The 15,990-nt window shown below is 63.8% G+C and carries 10 protein-coding genes; 5 read left to right on the top strand and 5 right to left on the bottom strand.

The window, feature by feature from the left end:
- Positions 1 to 353 precede the first annotated feature (353 nt).
- Together BSZ35_RS18635 and BSZ35_RS18630 are read left to right on the top strand one after the other, a co-directional pair.
- On the top strand, positions 354 to 1,208 hold the full coding sequence (locus BSZ35_RS18635) for an NmrA family transcriptional regulator (protein WP_105014111.1): 855 nt from the start codon (positions 354 to 356) through the stop codon (positions 1,206 to 1,208).
- The gene (locus BSZ35_RS18630; protein WP_105014110.1) at positions 1,205 to 1,678 is read left to right on the top strand and encodes an anthrone oxygenase family protein; all 474 of its coding nucleotides are present in this window, start codon (positions 1,205 to 1,207) and stop codon (positions 1,676 to 1,678) included. Before BSZ35_RS18635 ends, BSZ35_RS18630 begins: the two co-directional genes overlap by 4 nt.
- Before the next feature lie 867 nt (positions 1,679 to 2,545).
- On the opposite strand, the gene BSZ35_RS18625 is transcribed toward BSZ35_RS18630, so the two are convergent.
- Together BSZ35_RS18625 and BSZ35_RS18620 are read right to left on the bottom strand one after the other, a co-directional pair.
- On the bottom strand, positions 2,546 to 5,611 hold the full coding sequence (locus BSZ35_RS18625) for a chemotaxis protein CheB (RefSeq protein ID WP_105014109.1): 3,066 nt from the start codon (positions 5,609 to 5,611) through the stop codon (positions 2,546 to 2,548).
- A gap of 131 nt (positions 5,612 to 5,742) precedes the next feature.
- Positions 5,743 to 9,852 carry a chemotaxis protein CheB gene (locus BSZ35_RS18620; protein ID WP_181149494.1) on the bottom strand — a complete coding sequence of 1,370 codons (4,110 nt, stop codon included), beginning with the start codon at positions 9,850 to 9,852 and terminating at the stop codon, positions 5,743 to 5,745.
- Between the two features lie 128 nt (positions 9,853 to 9,980).
- On the opposite strand from BSZ35_RS18620, the gene BSZ35_RS20270 reads away from it, so the two are divergent.
- A protein-coding gene (locus BSZ35_RS20270; RefSeq protein WP_105014107.1) for an IS5 family transposase occupies positions 9,981 to 10,765 on the top strand; the annotation gives its coding sequence in 2 pieces (ribosomal slippage) (positions 9,981 to 10,317 and positions 10,317 to 10,765; 786 coding nt in all).
- A 379-nt stretch (positions 10,766 to 11,144) separates the two neighbouring features.
- Here BSZ35_RS20270 and BSZ35_RS18610 read toward each other — a convergent pair.
- Both BSZ35_RS18610 and BSZ35_RS18600 read right to left on the bottom strand, forming a co-directional pair.
- Positions 11,145 to 11,954, bottom strand: a complete 810-nt coding sequence (locus BSZ35_RS18610) for a carbonic anhydrase family protein (protein WP_105014106.1) — start codon at positions 11,952 to 11,954, stop codon at positions 11,145 to 11,147.
- A gap of 607 nt (positions 11,955 to 12,561) precedes the next feature.
- On the bottom strand, positions 12,562 to 12,795 hold the full coding sequence (locus BSZ35_RS18600) for a helix-turn-helix transcriptional regulator (protein WP_105014104.1): 234 nt from the start codon (positions 12,793 to 12,795) through the stop codon (positions 12,562 to 12,564).
- A 74-nt stretch (positions 12,796 to 12,869) separates the two neighbouring features.
- Between BSZ35_RS18600 and BSZ35_RS18595 the strand changes: the two genes are divergently transcribed.
- Together BSZ35_RS18595 and BSZ35_RS20265 are read left to right on the top strand one after the other, a co-directional pair.
- Positions 12,870 to 14,042: a DUF3987 domain-containing protein gene (locus BSZ35_RS18595; protein WP_181149492.1), complete on the top strand. Its 1,173-nt coding sequence runs from the start codon at positions 12,870 to 12,872 to the stop codon at positions 14,040 to 14,042.
- 63 nt (positions 14,043 to 14,105) lie between these two features.
- Entirely contained in the window at positions 14,106 to 14,510 is a 405-nt protein-coding gene (locus tag BSZ35_RS20265; protein WP_105014102.1) for a VOC family protein, read from the top strand.
- Between the two features lie 40 nt (positions 14,511 to 14,550).
- Here BSZ35_RS20265 and BSZ35_RS18585 read toward each other — a convergent pair whose 3' ends face one another.
- On the bottom strand, positions 14,551 to 15,723 hold the full coding sequence (locus BSZ35_RS18585) for a site-specific integrase (protein ID WP_105014101.1): 1,173 nt from the start codon (positions 15,721 to 15,723) through the stop codon (positions 14,551 to 14,553).
- Positions 15,724 to 15,990 lie beyond the last annotated feature (267 nt).

Raw genomic sequence — 15,990 nt, 5'->3', positions numbered from 1 at the left:
TGCTCACACTTCTTTTTCAATGAGACATTTGCAGTATCCGGATAATGCTCTGACACCAGCGGGGAGATGAGGAAGAAGCCGAGAGCAGGTCTTTTCCTACACCGGCACAGATCATGGACCGCCGGTGACGTAGCAGCAAACGAGCCGAGTCAACCATACCAAAAATTGCCGTAGCGCTACGTTGAGGGACGGACAACTTTTTTCTCAGGGCATCTTCCAGGGGGAAGGCGTCCGCTCGTTGCGCGAGATAAGAAAATTCGTGGGGCGTCGACCGTGAACGGAGGGGGCACCCTCGACATGGGGCACCCTCGACAAAAGCAATCCACTATGATCTCATCCATGGGAGGAAACCAATGACAAAGACGAACGCCTCACCCCAAAACCTCACGCTGGTCACGGCCGGAACGGGAAAAACGGGCCGGAGGGTCATAGAGCGACTCGAAGCGCTGGGCGTGCCTACGCGAATCGGGTCCCGGTCCGCTGATCTCCCGTTCGACTGGAACGACCGCAGCACGTGGGCGCCGATCCTGGACGGCGTCACGTCGATCTACATTGTCTACTATCCGGATCTTGCCGTTCCCGGAGCTTCGGAGGCGATCCAAGCGTTTGTCGACCTCGCCGTTGAGAGCGGTGCCCAAAAGCTAGTTTTGCTCTCGGGACGTGGGGAAGAAGAGGCCCGGCGCTGCGAGGAGATCGTGCAGAACGCCGGGATCGACTGGACGGTGCTTCGGGCGACCTGGTTCAGTCAAAACTTCAGTGAGGGATTCATGCGAGATCTCGTCCTCGGGGGGACTGTTGCCCTTCCGGCCGGCGACGTGACCGAGCCATTCGTCGACGTAGAGGACATTGCCGACATCGCGGTAGCGGCTCTGACCGAGAACGGACACGACGGGCAGGTCTACGAGGTGACGGGCCCTCGCCTTTTGACCTTCGCCGAGGCGGTCGGGGAGATCAGCGAGGCGACGGGGCAGGAGGTGACCTACGCGCCGATTTCCCACAAGGAGTTTCTCTCGGCCCTCGAGGAGCAGGGCGTCCCCGACGACTACAGGGGCCTGCTTGACTATCTGTTCCGGGAGGTGATGGACGGGCGAAACAGCCACCTCACAGACGGGGTCGAGCGTGCCCTTGGACGCCCGCCTCGCGACTTCGGAGACTTTGCCCGAGAGGCCGCAGCGGCCGGCTCCTGGAAAAAAGAGACTGCCACATGAACGACTGGGTGGCTTTTCTGACTCTCTGCAGCGCTCTGGGCTCCGGATTGATGGCGGGCGTCTTTTTTGCCTTCTCGACGTTTGTGATGCACGCCCTTGCTCGCCGTCCATTCGCCGAAGGCATCAAAGCGATGCAGGAAATCAACCGCACCGTGCTCAACCCGTGGTTCCTGAGCGTATTTTTCGGCACGGCCGGAGGCTGTCTCGTGCTGGTCGGAATGGCCCTTTGGGAGTGGCCTGGGCCCGGTGGCGTGTACATGACCGTAGGGGGTGTGCTTTACCTCGCTGGGACGTTCCTGGTAACCGCCGTGTTCAATGTCCCGATGAACGACGCGCTGGAAGAGCTGGATCCGGCGGGACCGGACGCGGCCAGCACGTGGAGGACCTACGTTGAGACGTGGACCGCCTGGAATCACGTACGATCGGTCGCGGCGCTTATGGGGGCAGCCCTGCTCGTACTCGCGCTTTAGCCTGCGGCAAAAAGGGACCCACGACCGGCCAGACCGCGATGGACCAGAGAATGGTTCACACAACCGCCCGAAAGGAGCGAGAATCACCGCACGCAGGCAAAAGCCCGCTTTTCCCCCCGACCAGTGAGGAGAAGATGCTTGAAGCGGTCCGTGAACTTTCAAGTCGGTCCCTTCGGGCACTCGGGCACGGAAAGAGCCACTGGACGGTCGGTCTGCTTCGGGAGGAGTCGAGAGAGAAAGCCCCTGAGACTAAGAGACTGTTTTGATTTTTGAGCGGGTTTGAGAATCGACGAGATATTTCGCAGGAATTGGAAGGCCGTCCGTTGCTCAGAAGGAGCCCCTGTTGGATCCCAACAATCTGCAGTCGTCGCGCTCTGCCTGAACTGTCATCTTGGAAAATCAAAACAGTCTCTAAGGCCGGGTTGTGGCAGATGTTGGATCGGTTGGGAGTGAGCCACAGACGGGGACAGGGCTACGCGCTGAGCCCCGACGAGCGGCTGTGGCGCTGGTTGAAGCAGGAGGTCTTGCACCTGCATCCTAGGTTGCCGACTGGAAGAGGCTAACAAAAGCCGTCCGGAACTTCCTGGGCCGATTTACCAAGGAGTTCCCGGAGCTTCTTCAATACGTGGGAATGTCCTGCGCTTAATCTCACAACTCTACGCTGAATGGGGGAAGGGTGTATGCGTACCGTCGTCTGATCCTGTTTTCTGGGATGGGAGTAGTTCCTTTGATCGAAGGACAGCCCTCTCCCCGGAATGACCTCGCCAGACTCGGCCCTTGTTCTCCCTTCACGGAAGGGGGAGACGTTGTGTCCGGTCACTGAGGTGACTTCCGCCAACGCCCGCGTCGTCTGCATTCTCGGGACACCTATTCCATATCCCTGCGGGCAGTGATGTCGGTGGCGGTGCCGAACCATTCGACGATCTCGCCGTCCTCGCCGATGATGGGCACGGCGCGGGACTCGACCCAGCCCTCCGTGCCATCGGCCTGCACGACCCGGTGTTCGAGGTGGAACGGATCCTTTTGCTCGATGGCCTCCTCAATCGCCGCCATGACGCGGTCCCGCTCGTCGTCCGGGATGTAGTCCTCGATCCACGTCTGCCGCGGTTCGGCCGTGTCGTCGAGGAGTTCCCGCCCCTCCAGGTGGTGCATCTCCGACCAGTCCGGACTCATCCGGTAAATGATGTCCGACGTGGCCCGCACGAACGCGTCCAGCCGCGCTTCACTCTTTCGGCGGGCCTCCTCGGCGTGCTTGCGGGCGGTGATGTCGACGAACGTGAGGACCACACCCTGAATCTCGTCCTTGACCGTGCGGTAGGGCCGCAGCCGCAGCAGGAACCACCGGTCGTCGCTCTGGTGAATCTCCCGCTCGATGGTAGTGAGATCGTCCAGCACCGTCCGGGCGTCGTCGAGGATGGCCTCGTAGTCAAAGCGCTTGGTGAAGTCCGACAGCGGGCGGCCCACGTCCACGGGCCGAATGCTGAAGAGCTCGGTCACGCGCGGGGTGTAGCGCTGGATCTTGAGGTTGCGGTCCAGGAAGAGGGTGGCAATCTCCGTGGCCGCCATCAGGTTTTCGAGGACACTGTTCGTCTCGCGCACCTCTTCGATCTTGGTCTTCAGCTCCTGGTTGGTGGTCTTGAGCTCCTCGTTGAGCGACTGCAGCTCCTCCTTGCTCGTCTCCAGCTCTTCATTTTTGGACTGCAGCTCCTCGTTCATCGACAGAAGCTCCTCGTTGGCGGCCTCCATCTCCTCGGTCGCCGCCTCGTACTCCTCCGTGGTGGTCTGGAGCTGGTCGCGGGTGCGCTCCAGCTCCTCCTGGAGCTCCGCCTCGCGGGCGCTGGCGCTCTCGGGCATGGCCGACGCTCGCTTCTCCTCCTCCTCCTCCCGCTCCTCAAAGCGGACGAGCACGTACTGCTTCGGCTCCGGGCTCTCGATGGGGCGCACCGTGACGTCTAGGGAGCGGAATTGGCCCTGGATCTCGGCCTCCAGGCCGGTGCGCTCGATGGCAGTCTTTTTCTCGAAGACCTGGTAGAGGGCGCTGCGCAGCTCGGGGCGGAGCGTCTCGGGCAGGCAGTTGAGGATCTTGTGCGACGGGGCGCCCCCTTTCATGGTGAGGTAGCGGCCGGCGCCCTCGCTCAGGTGCACAATCTCCTGGTTTTCGTCGACGAGGACGCTGGCCACCTCCTCCATCACCGCCTGCTGGTGGAGCTCGTCCACCGGGGGCCGCTCCTGATCCCCGCCCGTCACGCCGGGAAGGCCGCTCTTGGCGTCGGACGTCCGCCCCACGTCGAGGCCGCGCCACAGGTCCGTCGAGAGGGGGATGTGCTGCCGGTTCTCGGCCGGCAGGACGCGCGCCTGCAGGATGTTGTTCGACTTGTCGAGGGCGGAGAAGAGGTGGGTGGCCCGCCCCGACGCCTCCGACCGGCCCAGAAACAGGTACTCGCCCTCGTTGAGCGCGTAGTGGATGAGCTTGAAGACGTGCTCCTGCATCTCCTGGTTGAGATAAATCAGGAGGTTGCGGCAGCTCACGAGGTCGAGGTTCGAGAACGGCGGGTCCGTGAGCAGATTGTGCTTGGCAAAGAGCATGCGCTCGCGGAGGCGATGGTCGATCCGGTAGTAGTCGCCCTCCGTCTCGAAATACCGCTTGAGGTGATCCGCCGGCACGTCGCTCTTGATGGGCTCGGGGTAGAGGCCCTCGCGGGCGACCTGCAGGGCCTCCTCGTCCACGTCCGTCGCGAAGACCTGATAGTCCGGCGGGTGGCTGAGCGTGTCGGCGTACTCCTGCAGCAGGATGGCCAGCGAGTAGGCCTCCTCGCCGGTCGCACAGCCGGGGACCCACACCCGCACCTGATCCCCGGCACTCTTGTCCTCGAACAGCTTCGGGATGACCTTCTTTTCGAGTGCCTGGAAGGCCTCCGGGTCCCGAAAGAAGCTGGTGACACTGATGAGGAGGTCCCGGTAGAGGGCCTTCATCTCGCCCTCGTCCTCCCGCAGGTGGCGCAGGTAGTCCTCCAGGGAGGGCAGGGAGTTGATCTGGAGGCGGCGCTCCAGGCGGCGGAGGATCGTGGAGCGCTTGTAGTTGGAGAAGTCGTGCCCCGTTTCGGTGTAGAGGCGAGAGAAGATCTTCTGGAGCGTGGAGAGCCCGTCTTCGTCGAGCGACTCGACGGACTCGGGCAGCTGCACGATGCCGGCGCTGTCGCGGTACTCGGCGAGCTTGGTGGCCAGCCCCTCGGCGGAGAGCACCAGGTCCACGAGGCCGGAGGCGAGGGCGCTCTGGGGCATGCTGTCGTACTCGGCCTCGGCCGGGTCCTGCACCATCGTGACGCCGCCCTCCTCCTTGATGGCGCGGAGGCCTACGCTGCCGTCGGTGCCGGTGCCGGAGAGGATGATGCCGACGGCGTTCGTGGTCTGGTCGGCGGCGAGGGAGCGGAAGAAGCGGTCGATGGTGGAGATGTCGTGCCGGCCCTCCGTGGCGGTCACCTGCAGGCGGCCGCCCGCAATCTCCAGACGGCGGCCCGGGGGAATGACGTAGACGTGTCCGGCCTCGACCGCCATGCCGTCGGTGGCTTTCGTGACGGTGAGGGTGGTGTCCTGCTGCAGGATGGAGGCGAGGTTGCTCTCCATGTCGGGCGCGAGGTGCAGGACGACGACAAACGCCATCCCGCGCTCGTCCGAATCCTCTTTGGGGAGGCGGGAAAAGAAGCGGCGGAGGGCGTCGATGCCGCCGGCGGAGGCGCCGATGCCCACGATGGGCATGGGTCCGGTGTCGCGCGCAAAAGTCGCGTCCTTGGGAGGTGTGTCCTCGGCGGATGCCTCCCCGGTCGGGGTGGCAGCGTCTTCGGCGATAGCATCCTCGCTCGGGGCGGTACCGTCCCCGTTTGGGGCGGTACCGTCGGCGTCAGAAGGATTGGGGGCGTCGGAATCGGCGGCCACGGTGCGTTCAGATATGGCTGAAACGTACGAGAAACGGTGGTGCTCTTACGAACGATGCCGATGGGGAGATGTTGGCTGAGGGCGTTAAACGTTGGAACGTTCAACGTTTAACGTTCCAACGTTCAACGCTATTATTCCGCCCGGGCTTTATCCAGCGGCAGGGCGCAGCGGACGACGGCGCCGCCCTCGTCGCCGGACTCGAACGCGAGCGCCGCGCCGATAACGCTGGCCCGGTAGTCCATCGACCGGAGGCCCACCCCGCTGCTTGCGCTGTCGATCTCGTCCGGGAGGCCCACGCCGTCGTCCTTCACGGTGAGGACGAGCGCCGCGTCCGTGCGGCGGAGGGACACCCACACGTGGTCCGCCTGGGCGTGGCGGTGCACGTTGGAGAGGGCCTCGTGGGCGATGCGGTAGAGATGCATCGCCGTCTCGTCGTCGCGCGGGAGTCGCTCCTCGCGGTCCCCCTCGAACGTGAACGTCGTGCCGGTGAGCTCCTCCTGCTCGCGGCACAGGTTGTCGAGGGCGGCAGCCAGGTGCTCCTCCTGCAGGGACACGGGGATGAGGGCGTGGGAGAGGGTGCGCGACCGCTCGGCGGCCGTTCGGATGCCGCCGATGATGTCTTGCAGGGCATCGACCGCCCCCGTCTGATTGGAAAGCGCCTCCTTGACCTTGCGCTTCAGGTTGTCGGCCTTCATGGCGAGGGCGGCCAGGTCGGAGCTGAGCACGTCGTGGAGGTCCTGGCCGATCTCGCGGCGCACCCGCTCCCCGGCGTCGATGACCTCCTGCTCCAGGGCGCGTCGTTCGGTGACATCGATGCCGGTGCCGATGACGAACTGGACCGTCCCCGCCTCGTCCCGAAGCACCGTGCTGGTCCAGTCGATGAGGCGCTCGTCCCCGTCTTTCGTCCGAACATGGTTCTCAATTCGAATGGGGGCTTCCCCACGGAGCAGGGCCAAAAACGAGTCGCGGACCTCGGGCACCTCGTCGGGCGGCACCAGCCGCTCGAAGGAGTCGGACCCCCGAAGCTCGTCGGCCGAGTAGCCGGTCACGGCCTCGCACTCGTCGTTGACACGCAGGATGCGGCCCTCCCGGTCCAGCACCATCACGAGCGCGCCCACGGTGTCGAGCACGCTATTTACGAAGTTGCGCTCTCGGAGCAGCTCCTCCTGCGCCTCCTTCAGCTCAGTAATGTCGACGGAGGCGCCCCGGAGAGCGCGGCCGTCGGTCGGGCCGTCGTGGGTCACCTCACCCTTTGAATAGATCCAGCGAACGCCGTCCGCGTGCTGCGCACGATATTCGATCTCGAATGGCGCCCCCGTCTCCCGCGCGGCGACGAGCGCCTGCTCCATCGGGTCGCGATCGTCGGGGTGGACCAGCTGGGCCCAGTCCTCCTGGGGCACGACCTGCTGCCAGAATTCGGATTCGGCCTGGTCTGAGGGGGGGCGGTGCTCGTCGGGATCAATGCCCAGGAGCGCCGCCTTTCGGGGCGAGAGAGCGGCCTCGCCCGTCTCCAGGTCCACACTCCACGTGCCCACCTTCCCCGCATCGACGGCCAGGCGGTGAAGCTCCTCGCTCCGGCGCCGCGCCTCCTCGGCCATCCGGCGCTCGGTAATGTCGATGAACGAGAGGACCACACCCCGAATCTCGTCCTCGACCGTGCGGTAGGGCCGCACCCGCAGCAGAAACCACCGATTCTCACTGGTGTGAAGCTCGCGCTCGATGGCGTCCAGATCGTAGAGGGCCGCCTTGGCGTCCTCCATCAGGTCCTCGTACTCGAAGCGCTGGGTGAAGTCCGACAGGGACCGCCCCACGTCCGCGGGCTGGATGTTGAAGAGCTCGGTCACGCGCGGGGTGTAGCGCTGGATCGTGAGGTCGCGGTCCAGGAAGAGGGTGGCAATCTCGGTGGCGTCCATCAGGTTTTCGAGGACGCTGTTCGCCTCGCGCAGCTCTTCGATCTTGGCCTTCCGCTCCTGATTGGTCGTCTGCAGCTCCTCGTTGAGCGACTGCAGCTCCTCCCGCCTCGTTTCCATCTCCTGGTTTTTGGACCGCAGCTCCTCGTTGGCCGAGCGGAGCTGCTCGTTGGCCAGTTCCAGTTGCCGCCACACGGCCTCGTACTTCTCGGTGGTGGTCTGGAGCTGCTCGCGGGTCCGATCGAGTTCCTCCTGGCGATTGCTGATCTCGTCGGTCTGCTGCAGGCCGGTGTCCGGCTCGTCGGTGTCCGACTTGTTGGTGCCCGGCCTGTTGGTGGCCGACCGGTCAGTCTCCTCGGAGTCGGGGGCTTCCGGCGGGGCGGGCCGCGGCCGTTCCTCAATGCGGACGTGGGCGAGTTGCTCGCCGCCCGTCTGCTCCACCGGCCGCACGAACAGGCGCAGCATCCGGGGCTCGCCCTCAATCTTAACGGACAGGCCCGTCCGCTCGACCGTCCGGCCCTTCTGGAACGCCTGGTAGAGGGCGCTCTGCAGCTCGGGGCGCAGGGCGTCCGGCACGAGGGGGAAGAGCTTGCGGCTCGGCGTGCCTTCCCGGAACCGGAGGTAGCGGCTCGCGCCGTCGGACAGGTGGACGATCTCCCCGTTGTCGTTGACCAGCAGGCTGGCCACCGCGTCCATGAGGACCCGGTGGTGTACCTCGGCGAGGTCCGACGGGTCGGACGTGAGGTCCGACGACTCTGCGCTCTCGGAGGTAGGCGCCGCCATCACGCTCATTTCCTCGACGCCCTCTTGGAAGGGGAGGTACGTGCGCTCGTCCGGGGACAGGGCGCGGGCCTTCAGGATGGTGTTCGGGGCGTCGACCGTCGAAAAGAGGGCCTCGGCCGCCTGGGTGCCCTCGTTCCGTCCCAGGAACAGGAATCCGCCCTCGCGCAGGCCGTAGTGGAACCGTTCGTACACGTGCGTTTTCGCGTCCGCGTCGAGGTACACCAGGAGATTGCGGCAGCTCACAAGGTCCAGGGTCGAGAAGGGCGGATCCGCGAGCACGTTGTGCGGGGAGAACAGAATGATCTCGCGGAGGCGGTTGTCCACGCGGTAATAGGTGCCCTCGCCCTCGAAGAAGCGCCGGAGCCGGTCCTCGGTCACGTCCGCGGCAATCGCCTCGGGATAGTGCCGCTCGCGGGCCGTGTCGAGGGCGTCCTGGTCCACGTCAGTAGCGAAGACCTGGAGCTCGGGCGGGGCGTCGAGCGTGTCGGCGTACTCGACCAGAAGCATCGCCATCGAATAGGCCTCCTCGCCCGTGGCGCAGCCCGGCACCCACACCCGCACCTGATCGTCCGGACCCTTGCCCTCGAACAATTTCGGGATCACCTGCTCCTCAAGCGCGGCGAAGGCCTCGGGGTCCCGAAAGAAGTTCGTTATGCTGACGAGCAGGTCCTTGTAGAGTGCCCGCGTCTCCTCCTCGTCGTTCTGCAGGCGGCGCCGGTACTCGTCCAGCGACTGGGCGGCCGTGAGCTGGAGGCGGCGTCCCACACGACGGAGGACCATCGCGCGGTCATAGTTGGAGAAGTCGTGGCCCGTCATTGAAAAGAGCCGCGCCAGGATCTTCTGGAGGGCGGACTGCCCGTCGTCGCCCAGCGTGTCGACCCGCTCCGGCACCTGGATCGCGCCCGCGTGGTCGCGGTACTGGACGAGCATTTCGGCCAGGGTGCCGGCCGAGGCCGTGAGGTCGACGAGGCCCGTGGCGATAGCGCTCTGCGGCATGTCGTCGTACTCGGCGTCCTCGGGAACCTGCGCAAAGGCCACGCCGCCCTTCTCGTTGATGGCGCGGAGGCCGAGCGTGCCGTCGCTGCCGCTGCCGGAGAGGACGACGCCGACGGCGTTGCGGCCCTGGTCCTCGGCCAGCGAGCGGAAGAAGCGGTCGATGGTGGCAACGTCGTGGGCCCCTTCGACCGCACTGACTCGCAGGACGCCCTCCCGCAGGGTGAGGCGGTGGCCGGGGGCAATGACGTAGACGTGGTCGGTCTGCACCTCGGTGCCGTCCGCGGCCTGCTCGACGGGCAGGTCGGTGCAGGACTGAAGGATGCCGGCGAGGTTGCTCTCGCGGTCGGGCGCAAGGTGGAGAATCACGACGAAGGCCATGCCGGTCTCCGCCGGCAGCTCGCGGAAGAAGCGCTGGAGGGCGTCGATGCCGCCGGCGGAGGCCCCGATGCCGACGATGGGCATGGGGTCGCGTTCAGGGCGGTCCGCCGCTGCAGTGTCGGCTGGGCGAGGGGTCTCACCGTTCGAGGCTTGGTCGTTGGACGAGGGGGCCATGGGTGGTGGCGGTGGGGACATGCGGGCCCAATTTAGAGAAGGTGTGAGAGCCTGTATTCAAAGGGAACCAAGTCAGGTCTACGGGGTCAATCGAGGGCTTTTCTTCCTTAAAGTACAGTCCTGTCCTCATGAGCCGCGGATATCCTTCTGACCTGACCGACGAGCAGTGGACCCAGATTGCTCCGCTGTTTGCCCGGAAGTCCACCGGTCGGCCTCCCGAACTCGACCGGCGGGAAGTCGTCAACGCGATCCTCTATTTGGTACGTACCGGATGTCAATGGCGCTACCTGCCCGGGGACTTTCCGAATTACTCCTCGGTTCACACCTGCTACCGCCGATGGCGCCTCGACGGAACGCTTGACCGGCTTCACGACACCTTGCGCCGCAAGGTTCGCCTTGCTGCTGATCGAGAAGCTGAGCCGAGCATCGCTGTGGTAGACAGTCAGTCGGTCAAAACAACTGAAAAAGGGGGATTCGCGGATTTGACGCCGGAAAGCACGTAAAAGGACGGAAGCGCCACCTCATTGTAGATACGATGGGTCTGATTCTTTCCTGCTACATAAGCGCGGCCTCGATGCGGGACGAATGGGGCGCAGTGTGGGCCCTCAACGCACTGAACTGGCGAGGCTCCCGCTTGCGGCTACTTCGAGCCGATGCAGGCTACCCAGGTGCGTTGGCCTCGTGGGCATGGCGGATTCTGGGCTGTCTTGTTGAAATTGTCCACCGCCCCAAGGGGCAAAAGGGCTTTGTAGTGCTGAAGGGACGTTGGGTTATCGAGCGCACGTTTGGATGGTTGGGTCGAAGCCGAAGGCTGTCGAAGGATTACGAGGAAGATCCGGAGTCGAGTCGGGCAATGATTCTGTGGTCCATGACTCATCTGATGCTTAAAAGACTGCATCCACCGCCTCTTTGAATACAGGCTCTGAACGCATCTTTAAGTCGAACATCGCCAACGGGGATATGTTGCTGTGGGGGAGGATGGTGAAAATGAGAAGCTAGAAGTTTGGAAAATGCAAAGATTGGGGGGCGGTTAAGGGGGAATTGAAGAGGTGAGGGGGCACGTCTGGGTACGGCCGTGGCGCTGAGGCTCGGCCCAATGGTTTAAATCCGTTTTCGTCGGGGCCCACGCGCCGTGGCGTGTCGCGACACTGGCTTGGCGGATTCGTCCTTCTTCCCTGCATGGAGGGGGCCGGGTGAACGTCGAGGATCGAAGCCACGTAAAAAGCACCCGACGGGGGCGATGCCGCCGGGCGCTGAAGGACTTGATCGGTCGAATGGGCGGGGCCCCGCGCCTACAGCGTCACGCGGTCGAGTTCGCGGTCGTTGAGGGGCTGCACGGGCCGGTTGTTCTCGTCGTAGATCGCCGTCAGGGCTTCCAGCTGCTGGGCCGACAGGGTGAGCGGCTGCTGCATCACGTGCCAGCGGACGCCCTCCGAGCACGGGGGCGTGGTGAGCGAGCCCGAGTACGTGTACGTCACACGATTGGACGGCAGCATATTGGCGACGTTGAGCTCCATCGGGTCGGCGGTCTGAATGTCGCTCTTGCTGCCCAGATCTTCCCACACGGGAGCGAGAAAGTCATTGGCCTCGCCCTCCTCGTAGAAGATGCCGAGCACGGCAAGCTCGCCGTCGTCCGCTGCGTGCACGAGGTGGGCCTCGGCCGGGTAGCTCGTGCCGTCGAGCGTGTGCTCGCTCGGGGTGTGGAAGTGGAACTGCTTTAGGGCGAAGGCCTTGCCGTCGATTATCATGGTGCCGCCCTCGACGTTTACCTGCACGCCGTGGCCGGTGTCGAAGAGCGTGCCTTGGGCTGCTTCGTAGTTGAGTTCAATGTTGACCTGTTGGGTCTCGTCGTCGGCCGCGAGGTCGACGGGCGACTGCTCGGAGCCGGCGCAGGCCGCGTACGCCTCGTCGATTGACGCCCAGCTGGCCGGGCCCGTGTCGCCGGAGTAGCTCCAGGCCAGGGTCGTTTTCTCCTGGGCGACAGTAGTGGCCGCCGGTTCCTGGGCGCTGGTCTCGTCCTCGGAGGAGGAGCGGCACCCGGCCGTTACGAGCGCAAGCCCAAAGAGACAGGACAGAAGGAAAATGAGAAATCGAGGGGTCATGGATTCAATGGGGATCTGCAGGCTTGTTATGTGCGGAAGCCTCCCTACTCCTGGGCCCGTCAGGTCCGTTCCGGAAACCCGTAACAAGGTGGTGACGAGCGCACCCGCCTACACCGAAATTTGCCGACAGTCCGCCCGTTTCCTCTCCCCGGGAAAAATGGGCCGTGCGTCATTGGCAAAGGTTCAGCGGGGATGTCCGTCTCCGCCGCAGGGCTTGGGGCTGGGCCCGGTGGCGTGTACATGACCGTAGGGGGTGTGCTTTACCTCGCTGGGACGTTCCTGGTAACCGCCGTGTTCAATGTCCCGATGAACGACGCGCTGGAAGAGGGGGATCCGACAGGACCGGACGCGGCCAGCACGTGGAGGACCTACGTTGAGAAATGGACCGCCTGGACTCACATGCGATCAGTCCCGGCAGTTATGGGGGCATCCTGCTCGTGCTCGCGCTTTAGCCTGCGGCAGGGGCCCAGGCCCCCACCGGCCAGACCGCGATAAACCAAGGAATGGGCCTCGCAACTGTTCGAATGGAGCACATTACACCGCACTCGGGCCACCGCATTCGGGCGGCAGTCGTCCTCGCGTCAGTATACGCCAACCCGCAGTAGATTCAACTCCAGGATTCGCCTGGGTCGTACTGGAAAACCTCTTCCATCGGTACGTCGAAAACCTCTGCAATCTGAAACGCCACCTCCAGCGAGGGCGCATATTTGCCGCCTTCAACGGCATTGATCGTTTGCCGAGAGACCCCAACCTGGTCTGCAAGCTCCTGCTGCGTCATCTCCCCATGATGAAAGCGGAGGGTCCTGATCCGATTTCGAATGTTGGTATCCGTCTGGGCCATTGCTCTCTTTGGTTCATCTCTATCGATATCATTGCGGCAGGTCATCGCTACACCCCGAGCCGATAATAGACGAGTTGGTTGACGCCTTTCACGACCTTGGCGGCAAAGAGGGAAAGCAGCAGCAGGTGCGCAACCCAGACCTCACCGATTGGTGCATTGAGGCCAATGATTGCGACAATCACGCCCACGCCCAGGATTCAGGAGGAATTACTTTCCGCGCGCCACGTAATGAGCCGGCCACGCTCTGGACGGTCGTCATCGCGCCGTCGGGGTCCAGCAAGAGCCTGGCCCTACAACACGTCATGCGGCCCGTGTACGGGCACGAGCGGGAGGCGCGGGACCGCTACGAGGCGGCGATGGAGCGGTACGATCCGGAGGGCGATGAGCCCCGGCCCGTCCGCACGCGATACCGGACCGGCGACCCGACGCCCGAGGCCGTGGTCCAGATCCTTGACGAGAACCCTCGGGGCCTGCTTCTGTCTCGCGACGAGCTGGCCGCGTGGATCGGTTCGTTCGACCGCTATTCCAGCGGGGCCGCTGACCTTCAGTTCTGGATTGAGCTGTGGAACGGGGTGCAGGTGAGCCAGGACCGCGTGGGCGACGGAAACGTGACCGTGGACCGCCCGGCCGTCCCTCTTACCGGTACCATCCAGCCGGAAACGCTGGCGGAGAAGGTGGGAGAGCTGCACTTCCGCACCGGGTTTGCCTCCCGCCTCATCCTGTGCCGTCCGCCGGTGAAGCCGAAGACGTTGACCGGAGCGGAGGTGACGCAGGCGCTGAGAGAACGATACGGGCAGCTGCTCCGCACGCTCTACGCTCTGGAGGATCGGATGGAGGACGACACACCGGCCTCCGTCACGCTGTCATCGGCGGCGAAGGAGACCTGGATCCGATTCTATAACCGGGAGAACGAGCGTCTAAACGCAGAGGCCAGCGACACGAGCCGGGCAGCCCGAGCAAAGACGATCAACCACGCTGCCCACCTCACGCTCACTTTCCACCTCTGCCGGGTGGCGGACGGGGACCGGGAGCCCGGGCCGGTCTCAGAGGACACACTGGAGGACGGCCTGACGGTGGCCCGGTGGTGCCTAAACGAGACCCTTCGCGTGTACGAGACGCTCGATCTGGACACGAAGGCGCTGGGGCCGCCCGAACGCTTTCTTCGGCGCCTGCCCACGCCGTTCACGACGGACGATGCGCGGGAGGCGGCCGATGGGGGCGGACGTCACCGAACGGACAATGTTTAACTGGTTGCAGTCTCTCCAGAACGCACCGGTTATCTCACCCTGTCATGCAGATGAGTGTACGTAATGAAGGACTTCCCGACAGACGGCGTCGAGCTCACGACATTACTTGTTGTCGGTGACCTCTCTCGATCTCGCGCTTTTTACAGTAACGTGTTGGGGGCAGAGGTCTACCGGGAGTACGGTGGGACTTCGTGCGTGCTTCGGTTTCAAGGTGCGTGGTTGCTTTTGGTAACCGCAGGCGGTCCGACCGAAGACAAACCCTCGGTGACGTTTGCTCCTCCCCAAGACCAGAATGTCGTAAGTCACCAGTTGACGATGCGTGTACCGGACTGCCAGGGCGCGCATGAGGTTTTGCGCGAACGTGGGGCTGAGTTTCTAACCCCGCCTCATGATCGTGGAGGTGAGGTCCGCTGCTTCTTCCGTAATCCCGATGGGCACCTATTAGAGATCAGTGAGATCCGGAGATAAACTGCATAACCACGCGGCACCAAAGGCAAGTGAGATCCAACTACAGCCCGATGTCCTCGGCGGGGTTATCCTGGAAGGTTCCCGCCTCCTCGACGTACTGGTTGAACGTTTCCCAGCTGGCGTGGCCGGAGTGCTCCTTGACACGGCGTTCGGCCTTCCCGGCGCGGATCGCCTGCGTGATAAAGCCCGCCCGAAGGGAGTGGGCAGAGTACGCCTCCGGGTCAAGCCCGGCGCTCGCGGCGTGGCGCTTCAAAACCTTTGAGACGTATTGAGCCGTCATTGCACTCTCGCCGATGGATTCGCCCCGGTAGAAGCGGCGGAAGATGTCTCCCTCAAACGTCCCCTCAACTTCTGCCTCAGCTGCTTGAAGCCACTGCCGGAGGGCCGTGACCGGGCAGGTGTCTTTGTTCGAGCCGTAGGGCAGGCCCTTGACGAGTCCCGTGCCTTCCTGATCGGCCTTCGAGCGACGGACGTAGACGTTCACGCCCTGGCCTTCGACGAATTGAACATCGTCCGTCGTGAGCGCGACGAGCTCGCTCCGGCGAAGCGCTCCGGTCCAGCCAACCAATAGGAGCGCACGGTCGCGCAGAGCTGTCAGCGTCAGCTGACCTGTGGGGCCGTCATCTTCTGCCTGGTAACGGGGCAGGTGCTCGATAATGGACCTGAGGTCCTCGACCATAAGAGGCGGGGCGCCATCTTGCTGTCGGGTTTTCTCTCGGACAATGCCTTTCCAGATCTTCCGAAGGGGACCTTCGGCGACGGAGGCTGGCGACTCGTAGCCTTCTTCTTTGTGCAGGGAGGCGATTGCGGCAAGGCGCCTTTCCAGCGTCGCAAGACTGAGATCGTCGGCCCGCGCCCCAAGATAGAGACCGATCGTCTTCGGCTTCGCAGGGAGCCACTCCCGATCGTATTTTTTGCACCAGTGCCGAAAGTCCTCCAGGTCTGCGGCGTAGGCCCGGATGGTGTTTTCGGCCTGGCTCTGGGCAGCAAAGTCTTCAAGCCGACCGAGACTTTCCTGTAGCTCGCGCAGGCGCTCGGGGTCCTCTAACGCCTCGGTTTTTTGCTCGGAACCCGCGTCCTCAGAGTCGCCATCCATATCCCTCGAATCGGGCGCATTCTGACGAATTTCAGAGAGGGGTGGTGGGGCGAGTTCGCCCGTGTTATCGTTTTCGGAGGGCTCTGCGGTGGACGGCGGACTGGGCTCGTCGGTCATGGTCTGGTAGGCCTGGGGGACCCGTTTGTATTGTGACGTACCTAAATTATAAACGCATGCGATGAGGGTGCCGTCGGGTTTGAACCGCTCCTTCAGCCGCCCTCAGAATAGAGGAATTTCGTCCCTATAACAACCGATAAGCTGCCACAAGGCACAGACCCTGATGGATATACACGACTCCAACAGAAAAAGCCCACGAGAATGATGCTCCCGCGGGCCATCTGAGAACATCGCTTCTATCAGCTTATCAACACCATGTTGACCGCC

This window comes from Salinibacter sp. 10B, from assembly GCF_002954405.1.
Classification (GTDB): Bacteria; Bacteroidota; Rhodothermia; order Rhodothermales; family Salinibacteraceae; genus Salinibacter.
This window is presented reverse-complemented; position numbering and strand designations above follow the sequence as displayed.

What these genes read in the sequence shown, in the direction of transcription:
- BSZ35_RS18635 (WP_105014111.1), top strand. Translation starts at nt 354, where the DNA reads ATGACAAAGACGAACGCCTCACCCCAAAACCTCACGCTGGTCACGGCC.
- BSZ35_RS18630 (WP_105014110.1), top strand. Translation starts at nt 1,205, where the DNA reads ATGAACGACTGGGTGGCTTTTCTGACTCTCTGCAGCGCTCTGGGCTCC.
- BSZ35_RS18620 (WP_181149494.1), bottom strand. Translation starts at nt 9,852, where the DNA reads ATGGCCCCCTCGTCCAACGACCAAGCCTCGAACGGTGAGACCCCTCGC.
- BSZ35_RS18610 (WP_105014106.1), bottom strand. Translation starts at nt 11,954, where the DNA reads ATGACCCCTCGATTTCTCATTTTCCTTCTGTCCTGTCTCTTTGGGCTT.
- BSZ35_RS18600 (WP_105014104.1), bottom strand. Translation starts at nt 12,795, where the DNA reads ATGGCCCAGACGGATACCAACATTCGAAATCGGATCAGGACCCTCCGC.
- BSZ35_RS20265 (WP_105014102.1), top strand. Translation starts at nt 14,106, where the DNA reads ATGAAGGACTTCCCGACAGACGGCGTCGAGCTCACGACATTACTTGTT.
- BSZ35_RS18585 (WP_105014101.1), bottom strand. Translation starts at nt 15,723, where the DNA reads ATGACCGACGAGCCCAGTCCGCCGTCCACCGCAGAGCCCTCCGAAAAC.